This is a genomic window from Frankia gtarii, from assembly GCF_025403375.1.
GTDB lineage: Bacteria > Actinomycetota > Actinomycetes > Frankiales > Frankiaceae > Frankia > Frankia gtarii.
Window position 1 is genome coordinate 1 of record NZ_JAMPTM010000195.1, and the last position, 12,777, is coordinate 12,777.

The window sequence follows — 12,777 nt, forward strand, 5'->3', positions numbered from 1 at the left end:
CGCCCCAACCGGCTCGCCGAGCCCACCTCGCGCACCCGGGGGAGCGAACTCGTCCACCTCGCCCCCGGCGACGCCACCCCCACCGATCGCACCCTGAAACCGCCACCCGACCGAACGCCGTGATACCGAACGCCGTGATACCGTACGCCGCCCGGCCGGATGCCGCCCGTGGGCAGCTCGGCGCCGGTCAGCCGGCCAGGGTGGCGAGGCTGACGTCCCACAGCCGGGCGGCCGAGCGCGGGTCGAGGGCGTAGTCCGCCACCCCGGTGCGGCTGCCCGGCTGGTTCGGCCCGGCCTCGTTGCAGTCCTCGAAGTACCGGCCGCTGACCCCGGCGACCACCGGCGACGCGGCGAGCAGCACCGACGTCGACGCCCCCTGCTCGGGTGTCTTCCAGGAGATCCCCCCGCCGCCGCCGCTCTGGGCCCGCAGCCGGTCGAGTTCGGCGTCGGTGACGTGGCGCTGCAGCCTGGTGCGGATGCCGCCGGGCATGAGCGCGTTGACGGCGATGCCGTCGTCCGCCCACCGCCGGGTCGCCTCGACGGCGAACAGCACGTTGGCCGTCTTCGACTGCCCGTAGGCCGACCACGGCTCGTACGGCCGCTCGAGGAAGTGGATGTCGTCGAACACGACGTCGGAGCGCAGGTGCGCACTGGAGCTCACCGACACCACCCGCGCACCGCCGGCCGCGGCCAGCGCCGGCCGCAGGCCCGTCGCCAGCGCGAAGTGCCCGAGATGATTGGTGGCGAACTGCAGCTCCCAGCCCTGCGGTGTGCGGGTCTCCGGCGAGGCCATCACCCCGGCGTTGTTGACGAGGATGTGCAGCGGACCCTGCCAGCCGTTGACGAACGCGGCGACGGAGGCGGGCTGCGCGAGGTCCAGCGGAGCGACGGTGACGTGGTCGTTGCCGGTGGACGCGGTGAGATCGGCGGCCACCCGGGCACCAGCGTCGAGGTCACGGACCGTGATTGTGACCTGCGCGCCCGCCGTGGCCAGTGCCCGCGCCGTCTCGACGCCGATGCCCGAGGAGGCGCCGGTCACGACGGCCCGCCGGCCGGACAGGTCGACCTCCGCCAGCACCTCGGCCGCGGTCGAGGTCGCGGAAAACGGCGTGGTGATCAGAGCGCTCACAGCCAGGTCCTCACTATGTGCTCGACGGAATCGGGCGGGCACCCGGTCGATATGATGGCGGTGGCGAGGCGATCGCGGCCACGACCCGCCCGGGCCGTGGCGCGTCGGTGTCCCTAGCGCTCGAACAGTCCCGGTGGGGCGATGCTTCCCGGCCGCGGTGATCCTGGCCGCGGGGAGGAGAGCGATGCCGGCACAGGGCAGGACCAGGCCGCTGCGGGCCGATGCCCGCCGCAACCGCGAGCAGGTTCTCGGCGCCGCCCTGCGGGCCTTCTCCGCCGCGGGGCCGGGCGTGCCACTGGAGGCCGTCGCGAAGGACGCCGGCGTCGGCATCGCCACCCTCTACCGGCACTTCCCGACCCGCGAGGCGCTCGTCGAGGCGGTCTACCGCGCCGAACTCGGCCGGTTGTGCGACGCGGCGCCGGCGCTGCTGGGCCGCGTGGCGCCGGACGCGGCCATGCGCGCCTGGATGGACGCCTTCCTCGACTACACCACGGCCAAACGGGGGATGGCGGACGCGCTGCGGGCCGTCATCGCCTCCGGCGGCGACCCGTTCGCCCACAGCCGCGAGCGGATGGTCGGCGCCGTCGCCTCGCTGCTCGGCGCCGGTGCCGCCGCCGGGACCGTGCGCGCCGACGTCGATCCGGTCGACGTGCTCACCGGGCTCGCCGGCGTCACCCTCGCCGCCGGCGAACCCGCCCAGCGCGCGCAGGCAGGGCGCCTGCTGGATTTGTTCATGGACGGCCTGCGCCCCCGCCCCGCCGCGGCGCCCACACCAGGCCGGGCGTAGCGATCGCGGTGGGTCAGGCGGCGCCACGTTCGAGGATGTGCACCCCACAGGCCGAACCCAGCCCGATCACGTGGGCCAGGCCGACGCGGGCGCCGGGGATCTGCCGGTCGCCGGCCTCGCCGCGCAGATGGGTCGCCACCTCCCAGATGTTCGCGATACCGGTCGCGGAGATCGGGTGCCCCTTGGACTCCAGCCCGCCGGAGACGTTCACCGGCGTCGCCCCGTCCCGCCAGGTCGCGCCCGAGTTGAAGAAGTCCACCGCGCCGCCCTCCGGGCACAGCATCAGGTTGTCGTAGTGGACCAGTTCGGCGGTGGCGAAGCAGTCGTGCAGCTCGACGAGGTCGAGGTCCTCCGGGTCGACCCCGGCGGTGTCGTAGGCGCGTCGCGCGGCGTTGCGGGTCAGTGTGTTGACGTTGGGCAGCACCTGGCAGGCCTCCTCCCACGGGTCGGTGGTCAGCACCGAGGCGGAGATCTTCACCGCCCGGCGGCGCTGCTCGGGTGCGAGGGTCTTCAGCGCGGCGCCGGTGACGAGAACCGCCGCCGCCGCCCCGTCACAGTTCGCCGAGCACATCGGCCGGGTGTTCGGGTAGGAGATCATGACATCGTTCATGATCTCGTCCAGGGTGAACCGGCGCTGGTAGGAGGCCAGCGGGTTCAGCGTCGAGTGGGCGTGGTTCTTCTCCGAGATCCGGGCGAACAGCTCGAAGCTCGTGCCGCCGTAGCGGTGGCCGTACTCCATGCCGATCTGGGCGAAGACCCCGGGCATCGTCTCGGTGCCGATGCGCCCGTCGAGCGGGCCGACCGCGCCGAACCGGCCCTGCGGCGCCCAGGTGGCCGAGTCGCCCACCCGCTCGCCGCCGGCGAGCAGCCCGGCGCCGGCGAGCTTCTCCACGCCGACGGCGAGCCCGAAGTCCGCCTCCCCGGCGCGCAGCGCCATGTGGACGACGCGGATCGCGGTCGCCCCCGTCGCACAGGCGTTGGCCACGTTGTAGACGGGGATGCCGGTCTGGCCCACCTGCTTCTGTAACGCCTGGCCGATCCCGCCGCCGCCGCGCAGGTTGCCCGCGGCGAGGACGCCGATCTCCCGCATCGTGATCCCGGCGTCCGCGATCGCGTTCATGGTCGCCTCGGCGGCCAGGTCGATCAGATCCGAGTCGGGATGCTTGCCGAACCGCGTCATGCTGATGCCGAGAATCCAGACGTCGTCGCTGGCCATGGTCGTCTCTTCCTGCCGAAGATGTGGGGCGGGTTCGCGGGACGGGAACGGACTTCAGGGACGGGGGTCAGGGACGGGGTTCGAAACCGAAGCTGACGGCTTCGGTGCCGGCCTGGTCGACGCCGACCGGGGCGAGCGCGAGGCGGACCTTCATCCCCAGGCGCACCGCCTCGGGCGTGGGCGCGACGTTGATGAGGTTGGCGCGCACGCTCGTGCCGGCGCAGTCCACCGTCGCCGACACGAACGGCACGGGCACGCCGGGGGCGGCGTGAGCGACGATCGTGAAGGCGCGCACCTCGCCCTCGGTGGGGACGTCCACCTGCGTGAAGGAGGTGCCGAAACAGTTCGCGCACGCGTTGCGCCGGTCGAAGAAACGTGCGCCGCACGCGGTGCATTCGTGGGCGACCAGATGCGGGCGTTCACCGAGGACCAGATAGTCGACGAACGGGACGGTCTGCGGCACGGGCGGTGCTCCTCACGGGTCGTGAACCGTCCCCGGCCGACCGACCGGTGGACGCGGGCGGTCCGCGGCAGGGTTGCGGCCGCCACCAGCCACCCCTTGTGGGCTTACCATCCACCCCGGACAAGCGGCAACCGGTTCGCGGCCCGGCCGCGCGGCCACGAGGTCATCCCGCCGTGCGCATGCGCATCACTCGGCCGCCCGGCCGTCCGTCCTGGGTCTCGCTTCAGCTGCCCGCGGGACGCCGCACGGCGCGCCACATGCTGCCCGAAAGTGCCGAGCAGGCGGAGCTCAGAAACCGTCCGTCCGCGTTTTGCCTGGTCGCGGGATCGCGGGAGGAAGACACTCGCCACAACCCACCCGATACCTGGACATGTTGCTACGATGTCGCGACCACGAAATAAATGCTCCGCGGGCGGGTCATCAATGCCCTGATGGCGAGGAGAATCGGCTTGGACGAGCTCGACCGGGCCTTGTTGCGCCTGTTGCAGCACAATGGCCGGCGGACCAACCGGGATCTCGCCCTGGCCACCCACGTGGTGCCCTCGACCTCCCTGCAGCGGGTGCGCTCGCTGGTGGAACGTGGCATCATCAACGGCTTTCGCGCCGAGGTCGATCTGGCCGCGATCGGCCGGCCGGTGCAGGCCCTGATATCCGTGCGGGTCCGCCCACCCTCCCGGACGGTCATCGAGGCTTTCCGCGCCTGGGCGGCCGACCTCTCCGAAACGGTCAGCCTGTTCTCCACGACCGGAACCTTCGATTTCCTCCTGCACGTCGCGGTGCCGGACGTCGACGGGCTCTACAGCCTGGTCATCGACCAGCTCACCGCCCGGCCCGAGGTCGTCGACGTGCAGACCAGCCTGGTGTTCGACCACCGTCGGGCAGCCGCGATCGAGCCGATTGAAGCAGCCGACCCCGAGGAATAGCGCCACACCGACCGCCGCGGACCAACTTCGGCCGTGAATGTCCGCCGACTCGTGACGGCGGCCCGGCGATGCCTCACCCGGCCGCTGGGCCCTGTCCCCGGGGCGTCCCTGGGCTTCGCTTCGGGACGGCTCGGGCGACCCGGTACCGCTCGGGCCACCCGGCGGCGATCCGCGCGATGGCCTGTAGGCCCGTGCCGACGCTGTACTTCACCGTGACGCCGGCCCTGGTACCGGCTGCGAACAGGAACCGTCGGAGTTTCTTCGGCACGCTGGTGACCGCGACCGACGCATCCGTACAGCATCCACGCATCCGTACAGCATCCGTAACGTCAACGACCGGTGTGGCCCTGTCGCGCCGGCTGGTGCTTACGGCTCGAGAAGGTGACGAATCCGAAGGTCGGCAGGGCCAGACCGGCGATGATCGTGCGGGTATCGGTGCCGGCGACGGGAAATGCCCGGAGCGGATGGCTCCCGTCCCGCCGGCCTCCCGCGGTGCCGATGACGACGAAGTAGGCGATGGGCACGGTCAGCCCCGCGGCCCGACCAGCGGAGCCATGGCAGCGGAAAGCCAGGCCGGCGAAGATGGCGGCTTTGCGGATCACCCCGGCTGCCAGGGGCCCGGCATCGTCATCGTCTCGGCCCGGAAGACGCCCCGCTGGCTGGTGTGGAGCGTGCGCCCGGCAGACAGGTGGAGTATCGGGTGCACAGTCGACGGTCGGTTCTTCAAGATCCACATCGGATCGGTCGTGGCGGATGAGGACCGCTGCAGGTATGGCAGCCGCGAAGGCTTCGGTACGCAGGCCTATGACGTCGGGAAACGCGCCACCGAAAGTCCTGACCTGGCTGCCGGTACGTTGTTCGGCTTTGTGTCGAAAGCCGACTCGCGCCACTACCGGACAGAGTAGTCCGGCGATCACGAAGACAGCGATCCCTGCCGCTCCATATGCCATATCACCTGTCCTGGTCGCAAGCCGCCTCCAAAGAAGCGAGATCCGCGCAGTGCCGCACCGGACCGGCTTCCTCCTGTCGATTCCGCAACACCGACCGCTCCGATGGCCGAGTTTCGCGTTTCTGGGTGTCGCCCCGGCGGCTGTCGCACCCGGGCACCGCAGGACCGGCAGGAGAGCCGGACCCGCGCGGTCAGAGTGACACCCCGTCCGGGTCGCCCAGCGGCTCCCTGCTTGTCGTCGACCTCACCCCGGGCGGCGACAGATTCAGGTCACCCATAGTGACAGACATCCTCGTCCCGTCCGGTCGATGAACCGTCCGTGCTACCCCGTGGCCCGGAAACCGCAGGTCAGGCCTGCGCCGGGAAACACGGTGTGGTTCCGTGGACACCCCACGCGAACTCTCAGAAAACGGGCGCTCTACCCTGATGACGATTCCGCATGGACCGGTACGGGACGGATCGGCGGTTCCGGGACGGATGGTCGGTTCCGGGCCGGGATGGGCGGGGGAGATGGGCGCGGGCTCACCACCGTGGGCGCGGGCGCGCAGAGCGGCGGTCGGGCCGTCGGCGGACGCCTCGTCCCCACCGACGCACAACCCCGGCCCGATGAAGCTCCCGGTGCCGAGGCAGCCCAGCCCGGGGGAGCGGCCCGCCGCGGACCGGCGGGTGCGCCCGCGGCGGCGGTCGGGCCCTGATGGACGGCTTGGCGGACGGCTCGGCGGACGGCTCGGTGGGTGGCCCCGCGGGCCGGGTCGGGCGGCCTGGTCGCGGCCGGCGTTCGCCGTCGCCGTGATCTGCGCCTGTTCGTTCACGGCGAGCCTCGTCCTGCAGGCGACGCTGTACCGCGACGGCTCCGGCGACGCCGACGAGGCCGCCTACGTCCTGCAGGCCCGGATGCTGCTCGACGGGCACCTGACCCTGGACGCGGCGACGATGGAGCCGTTCTTCCGACCCTGGCTGACGGGCGAGCACGACGGCCGGCTGTTCACCAAGTACCTGCCCGGCTGGCCGGCGCTGCTCGCCGCCTCGCAGGCGGTGTTCGCCACCATGACGGTCGCGCCGGCCCTCGTCGCCGCCGGCTGGGTCGCCGGGACGTACCGGCTGGCCCGCGAGCTGCTCGACGACGCGGCCAGCGCCGTGCTGGCCGCGGCCCTGCTGGCCGGATCGCCGCTCGTCGTCGTGCACACGGCGCTGCCGCTGGCCTACGCCTGCGGCGCGGCCACGCTCACCCTGGCCAGCGCGGCGCTGCTGCGCGGGGCCCGCACCGGCGCGCGGCGATCGCTGCTCGGCGGCGGGGCCGGCGTGGGCTTCGCGCTGCTGCTGCGCCCCTTCGACGCGGTGCTGGTGCTGGCCGCGGTGGTCGTGTTCGCACTGGCGCGGTTACGCCGCGAGCCGCGGGCGATACCCGCGCGGGTCGGCTGGGCGGTCCTCGGCGCGGCGCCGTTCGTCGCCGTGCTGCTGGTCTTCTGCCGGTCGGTGACGGGCTCCGCGCTGCGGATGCCGCTGTCCGCGTCCGATCCGCTGGACCGCTTCGGCTTCGGCCCCCGGCGGATCCTGCCCTCCGAGCCGACGTTCGTCTTCACCCGCCACCTCGCGCTGCGCGCCCTGGAGCAGACCTGCACCGCCGCGCCGGGCTGGCTGTTCGGCGGCGTGGTGGTGCTCGCGCTCGCCGCCGTTGGCGCGGTGGGCGCGCGGCGGCGGGCGCAGCGGCTGCTGCTCGTGGCGACGGTGGCCGCGGTCGCCGGCGGATACCTGTTCTGGTGGGGCTCGGCGTTCGCGATGCCGGGGCTGCGCGACGGCCTCGGTCCGCACTACCACCTGGCCGCGGTGACGCCGATCCTGATCCTCGCCGCCGACGGCGCCCGCCGGCTGTGGTCGGCCGCCGCCGCCCTGCCACGGGCCGCCGCGCTGCGGCCCGTGGCGGCCGGCGTGGTCGCGGTGACGATGGTCCTGCTCACCGCGTCGGCGCTGCCCGGCAAGGTCGACGGGCAGCGCTGGGTCAACGGCCGCAACGCCTTCCTCGCCGCCCTGCTCCCCGACACCTACCCCGCCCCGGCGGTGGTCGTCGTGACGCCGCAGGTGCCCAGCCGGTACACCCAGGTGCCGTACCAGACGCTGCGCAACCGGCCGGACCTGCGCGGCGGCGTGCTGTACGCGGCCGACCTCGGCCCCGCGACGGCGACCCTGCCCGACCGGGTGCCGGGGCGGGCGCTGTACCGGCTGCGCCCGGACGAGATCGCCGACCCGGCGGCGTCCGCCAGCTTCTACGGGTCCTTCACCGCTCTGCGTCAGGTCAGCGGCGAGCGGATCACGGTGCACCTGACCGCCCGCCTGCCCGCCGGCGTCCCGCCGGGCGCGTTCGCCTACGTGCGGCTCGGCGCGGTCACCCGGACCTTCCCGGCGACGCCCCCCGCCGGGCATCACATCGAGGCGACGATCGTGGTCACCGCCGGGAAGCCGGCCGGCGTCGGCGAGATCGGCGCCGGCGCGGCGACGCTGCCGGGGGAGCTCGTCGTCGGGCTCGTCCAGCCGACCGCCGCGGGCCCCGCCCGCTGGGAGGAACGCATCCCGCTGGCGCGCCGGCCCGCCACCGGCGCGCTGACCCTGCTCACCCCCGGGCTGGGCTGGCGCACGGTGCCCGGCCGTGCCGCGGCGGGATGGCTGCCCGCGCCGGTCCGTCCCACGCTCGCCGTCGCCGTCGGCCTGGGCTGATCCGGCCCGTGCGGGGCCGGTGCCGGGGGCCGGGGCGGCGGCCTGATGTCCCCCGATCGGGCCGGTGCCACCACCCCCCTTACCGGCCCATCGACTGGTGATAGTGCTCACCGCCGCGACTGCCCGCTCGGCCGCGCGACCCTCGTCGCGGTCACCGTCATCACCCCGAGTTCCCGCGAGCTCATCGCCGCCGCCGCCGTCGTCGGGCTCCCCCCGGCGGTTATGAGCCCGTTCGCAGTCGCTCTACCTGCGGTTATATGGGTCGCCGCAGCGGGGCGGGCGCTGCGGCGGCGGAGGCGTGGGCGGCGGGCGTCCGGGCGGTCCCGGGTTCGCCGCGCGCCGCGGGACAAGGACAGCCCTCCCTCGATCGCGGTCGCGGAGACGGTGACGAATCACCGGAGGGATAGATCGCCTCTACGGTTGCCGTCGTGCGGGTCATCTGGGCGGCCTTGGCCGCGATCGTCATGTCTGTCGGCTTCCTGGCCGGCTGCAACGCCTCCGCGACCGGTGGTCCCCTCAACGCTGCCGGCGGCGTCGGCACGAGCACCGCCACCGGCGGGGTGCCCGTGAGCGCCACCGGCGACTCGTCCGCGGGCCTCTCCGGCGACTCGTCGGCGGGAGCCGGCCGCGGCTCGCCGGCCGGCGCGGGCGGGGCGCTGAGCGTCGCCGCGACGGCGTCGAGCCCATCCTGCGGTGGCAAGGTCACCGACGTGCAGGATGTCGAACGGCTCGTCAACGAGCCGGTCGGCTGCCCCGGCGCGCTGAACACGTTCTGGCACGGCGAGCTCGGCGACGCCTGGACCACGCCGCGCTTCGTCCCCTACCACGACGGCGAGGTACCCGACGACGAATGCGGCCGTCAGGTCAACGACCCCCGCCAGTTCGCCGACAACGCTCTGTACTGCACCCTCGACGACACCGTCGCCTACAGCGTCGACTTCCTCGACGAGCTGACCCGGATCGGCGGCCCCACCTACCCGCTGTTCGTCCTCATGCACGAGCTGTCCCACCGCGGCGACCGCATCGGCGGGAACCTGGGGGTCGTCACCCGCGCGGAGGAGAACCAGGCCGACTGCTTCGCCGGGCGGCAGGCCTCCGCCGCACACGACGCCGGGCGCATCGCCGTCACCGACGCCCTGCAGGGCGCTCTGCTGTTCTACAGCCTCGGCGACACCAGCGGCGGCTGGTTCGCCCAGGAGCCCGCCAGCGCCCCCGACGCCCACGGCTCGCCCCGCCAGCGCGCCCAGGCATTCGCCTTCGGCTACCTGCGCGACAGTGCCACCTGCTACCGGATCGGCAAGTCCGAGACCGGAGACGTGTCGTTCTGACGGCCGGTCCCCACCTCACAGGCCAGTGTCAGTGACGCTCGGTAACCATCAGTTCGGCCAGGCTGCGCCCATCGCTTTACGGTGAGTCATGACCTTCAGGGCTGCGTCCGATCAGATCGAGGTTCCCGCCGGGGTGGGCCTGACCGCCGTCGGCATGGCGTGGGTCCGGGCCCGGGAGAGCGCGCGCCACGACCGGCTCTTCGACGACCCCTACGCCGAGGCGTTCGTCGAGGCGGCCGGGGGCACCGGCGCCGTCACCGGCCCCGCCGCCGTGTTCCTCCACTTCCTCGACGTGGTGGACTCCCACGGCGTGCACCGCACCCGCTTCTTCGACGACTACCTCATCCGCGCCGCGGGGGAAGGCCACCGCCAGCTCGTCCTGCTCGCCGCCGGCCTGGACACCCGCGCCTACCGGCTGTCCCTGCCCGCCAGCACCCGGCTGTTCGAGGTCGACCTGCCGGAGATGGTGACGTTCAAGCAGACGGTCCTCGACGCCCGCCACGCCACCGCGCAGACCAAGCGCATCACCGTCCCCGCCGACCTCGCCGGCGACTGGGCGAACGCGCTGACCCGCGCCGGCCTGCGCACCCGGGAGCGCACCGTCTGGCTCGTCGAGGGCCTGCTGCCCTACCTCGACGCCGACCAGGCCGCCCGCCTGCTCACGACCATCGGGGAGCTGTCCGCCCCGGGCAGCCTGCTGGGTTTCGAGTACCAGGCCGCCGACACGTGGCTGCTCGACGAGCTGCGCGCCACACCGGAGCTGGCCGAGTTCGCGAGGCTGCTCAAGGGCGGCCTCGACGAGCCCGCCGTCGGCTGGCTGTCCCGCCACGGCTGGCGGGTACTGCACACCCAGCTGCGCGCCGACCTCGCCGCCGCGGCCGGCCGTGACGCGCCCGGCCCGTTCGCCGACGGATTCCTCATCGCCGCCCGCCGCTGACCGCCGCCGCCCACGGTCCGCCTGCCGCCTGCCGCCTGCCGCCTGCCGCCTGCCACTCGCGGCCGGGGCCACACATGGCGACGGCCACGGCCCCCCGGGGATGATCTTCCCGGGAAACCGTGGCCGAGTCCCGCCTGCCGACCGGTGCGACCTGCGCCGGTCGGGCCGCGGGTCAGGGGGCCTGGAAGCCAGCCGCGGTCAGCACCGCCTCGCCCTTGTCGGAGGTGACGTAGTCCTCCCACGCCTTGCCGCCGGCGGCGTTCTTGCCGCCCTTGAGCGTGGCGATCGGGTAGTCGTTGATGGCCTTGGCCGACTCGGGGAACTCGATGCCCGTCACCTTGTCCTTGGCAGCCTGCACGTCCGTGCGGTAGACCAGCGCCGCATCGACCTCACCGAGGGTGACCTTCGACAGGGCGGACTTGACGTCCTGCTCCAGGGTGACGGGGGTCAGGTTGGTGCCGGCCGCGGCCAGCGCCTTCTTGGCCGCCGCGCCACAGGGCACCGCCTCGGCGCACAACGCGACCTTCACGCCCGGCTTCACCAGGTCGGGCAGGTCCTTGATGCCCTTCGGGTTGGCCGTCGGCACGGCGATGACGAGCTGGTTGCGCACGAAGACCTTCGGCGCCGAGGAGTTCTCCCCGGCGTCGGTGACGGTCTTCATGGTGGCCGGGCTCGCCGCGGCGAACACGTCCGCGGGCGCGCCGGAGGTGATCTGCGTGGCCAGCGCGGAACTACCCGCGAAGGAGAACTTCACGGTCGACCCCGGGTTGGCGGCCTCGAACTGCTTGCCCAGTGTCGTGAACGACCCGGTCAGCGACGCCGCGGCGAACACGGTGACGGTGCCTGTGACGCCACTGGAGGCACTGGTGGTGGCCGGCGCCGGCGTCGCGGCCGTGCCCCCGTCGCTTCCGTCGCTTCCACACCCGGCGGCGAGCAGTCCGGCACTGGCCACGACCGCCAGCGCCGTCTTCACCCTGCGAAATCTCACGTATCCCCGTCCCTAGGCACCACGGCCGGTCACCGACGCCATAGCGCGCACGGTCGACCGCCTCATACGAACGTCCACTGTTGGCTGTGCGGTCGGGCGTCTCAGCGTCACCCACTGTCACCGAGCCGACCCGTGGCGACCCCGTCGTCGCCGCGGACGCCGAGCCGTGCGGAGTACTCCGACGGCGACGGCACCCGCTCGCACCTGCGGAAGCCGCTGGTGGGCGATGCCGCAGATGCGAAACTGGATGCATGATAGTGCCGCTTGTACGTTCCGACCAGGTGGGGGTGCTTCAGGCCCGTCCGTAACTGCGGTCCAACTGCCCGGTCGGGTCGTCGCGCCGGGCGATGGTCAGGCGGCCCCGGACATGGCTACGGCCCGCACCCCGTCGCGGGGTGCGGGCCGTAGACGCTGCGGCCGGCCGGATGGCCCGAGGCGACCTGCGTGGACTCGGGTGCGGGCGAGCTCAGGGCAGGGCGTGGAAGGTGCGGTCGTGGTAGATCAGCGGGGCTGCGCCGGGGTCGGTCGCGGCTTCCAGGACCAGGCCGACGATGAGGAAGTGGTCGCCGGCCTCGATCGGCGGGCGGGTGGCACAGCGCAGCCAGGCCCGGCCGCCGTCGAGCAGCGGCTCCCCGGTGGGCAGCGCGGTCCAGCGGGTCGGCTCGGCGAAGCGGTCGATGCCGCTGCGGGCGAAGCGGCGGGCGACGTCCTCCTGCTCCGAGGAGAGCAGGTTGACCACGAACGTCTCGGCGGCCTGCAGGTGCGGCCAGGCCGACGCGTTCGACGAGATCGCGAAGACGACCATCGGCGGTTCGGCGGACAGCGACGCCAACGACGTCGCCGTGAAGCCGACCGGTCCCACGCCGGCGTCCGTCGTGATGACGGCGACACCCGCCGGGTGGCCCCGGAAGACGGTCCGGAACAGGTCGCCGTCGACGGCGCGCGCCCTGGGGGCTCCCTGGGTCTGGCGAAGCGAGGCGGTCATACGGATGCTCCCGAGGTTCGAGGGACGGATGGTGTTCGACCGGTGCCACCGACCGGGCCGGGCCACGCCGACGGCCGGGCCTGTCCGGCCGGTCGGTCGGAGCCGCCTGCCCGGGCGACCCGGCCGGACTGCTCCTGGCGGCCGGAGCCTGTGTCGAGCCGGGCACTGCCGGACACTGTCGGGCCGCTGGGTGCCGCACCGCGCGGATCCCAGGCCGGCGGCGAGGCCGGTCGGTTGACCGTGTGTCGCACCGTGGCAACGGAGGTGGACGGGTGTCGAGGCGTCGGCGTCGGCGCGAGGGCTGGAGGCGGATGGGGACACGTGCTGGTCAGGGCCACCGGCGCAGGAACGGGCGGCGGG

General features: G+C 73.4%; 11 protein-coding genes. 6 read left to right on the plus strand and 5 right to left on the minus strand.

Going from position 1 to position 12,777, the window contains the following annotated elements; all coding sequences use genetic code 11:
* Positions 1 to 187 precede the first annotated feature (187 nt).
* Positions 188 to 1,129: an SDR family NAD(P)-dependent oxidoreductase gene (locus tag NBZ83_RS23035; RefSeq protein WP_261567683.1), complete on the minus strand. Its 942-nt coding sequence runs from the start codon at positions 1,127 to 1,129 to the stop codon at positions 188 to 190.
* A 184-nt stretch (positions 1,130 to 1,313) separates the two neighbouring features.
* Between NBZ83_RS23035 and NBZ83_RS23040 the strand changes: the two genes are divergently transcribed.
* A complete protein-coding gene (locus NBZ83_RS23040) occupies positions 1,314 to 1,916 on the plus strand; it encodes a TetR/AcrR family transcriptional regulator (protein ID WP_261567681.1) in 603 nt (200 codons plus the stop codon).
* A gap of 13 nt (positions 1,917 to 1,929) precedes the next feature.
* On the opposite strand, the gene NBZ83_RS23045 is transcribed toward NBZ83_RS23040, so the two are convergent.
* Positions 1,930 to 3,132 (minus strand): thiolase family protein, encoded by a 1,203-nt coding sequence (locus tag NBZ83_RS23045; protein ID WP_261567679.1) that lies wholly within the window; start codon positions 3,130 to 3,132, stop codon positions 1,930 to 1,932.
* Between the two features lie 67 nt (positions 3,133 to 3,199).
* Positions 3,200 to 3,595, minus strand: a complete 396-nt coding sequence (locus NBZ83_RS23050) for a Zn-ribbon domain-containing OB-fold protein (protein WP_261567677.1) — start codon at positions 3,593 to 3,595, stop codon at positions 3,200 to 3,202.
* A 449-nt stretch (positions 3,596 to 4,044) separates the two neighbouring features.
* Here NBZ83_RS23050 and NBZ83_RS23055 point away from each other — a divergent pair, with 449 nt between their 5' ends.
* From NBZ83_RS23055 to NBZ83_RS23075, 5 genes are all read left to right on the plus strand, one after another.
* Complete coding sequence (locus NBZ83_RS23055; protein WP_261567676.1) at positions 4,045 to 4,518, plus strand: Lrp/AsnC family transcriptional regulator; 474 nt, start codon at positions 4,045 to 4,047, stop codon at positions 4,516 to 4,518.
* Positions 4,519 to 4,709: 191 nt separating this feature from the next.
* Positions 4,710 to 5,423 carry a hypothetical protein gene (locus tag NBZ83_RS23060; RefSeq protein ID WP_261567674.1) on the plus strand — a complete coding sequence of 238 codons (714 nt, stop codon included), beginning with the start codon at positions 4,710 to 4,712 and terminating at the stop codon, positions 5,421 to 5,423.
* A gap of 662 nt (positions 5,424 to 6,085) precedes the next feature.
* Positions 6,086 to 8,179, plus strand: a complete 2,094-nt coding sequence (locus tag NBZ83_RS23065) for a DUF7846 domain-containing protein (RefSeq protein WP_308203817.1) — start codon at positions 6,086 to 6,088, stop codon at positions 8,177 to 8,179.
* A gap of 428 nt (positions 8,180 to 8,607) precedes the next feature.
* Positions 8,608 to 9,507 carry a neutral zinc metallopeptidase gene (locus NBZ83_RS23070; RefSeq protein ID WP_261575773.1) on the plus strand — a complete coding sequence of 300 codons (900 nt, stop codon included), beginning with the start codon at positions 8,608 to 8,610 and terminating at the stop codon, positions 9,505 to 9,507.
* Positions 9,508 to 9,595: 88 nt separating this feature from the next.
* Positions 9,596 to 10,444: an SAM-dependent methyltransferase gene (locus NBZ83_RS23075; protein WP_261567669.1), complete on the plus strand. Its 849-nt coding sequence runs from the start codon at positions 9,596 to 9,598 to the stop codon at positions 10,442 to 10,444.
* Positions 10,445 to 10,616: 172 nt separating this feature from the next.
* On the opposite strand, the gene modA is transcribed toward NBZ83_RS23075, so the two are convergent.
* Both modA and NBZ83_RS23085 read right to left on the minus strand, forming a co-directional pair.
* Positions 10,617 to 11,432 (minus strand): molybdate ABC transporter substrate-binding protein, encoded by an 816-nt coding sequence (gene modA, locus NBZ83_RS23080; RefSeq protein ID WP_261567667.1) that lies wholly within the window; start codon positions 11,430 to 11,432, stop codon positions 10,617 to 10,619.
* 466 nt (positions 11,433 to 11,898) lie between these two features.
* On the minus strand, positions 11,899 to 12,417 hold the full coding sequence (locus NBZ83_RS23085; protein WP_261567665.1) for a flavin reductase family protein: 519 nt from the start codon (positions 12,415 to 12,417) through the stop codon (positions 11,899 to 11,901).
* Between the last annotated feature and the right edge of the window lie 360 nt (positions 12,418 to 12,777).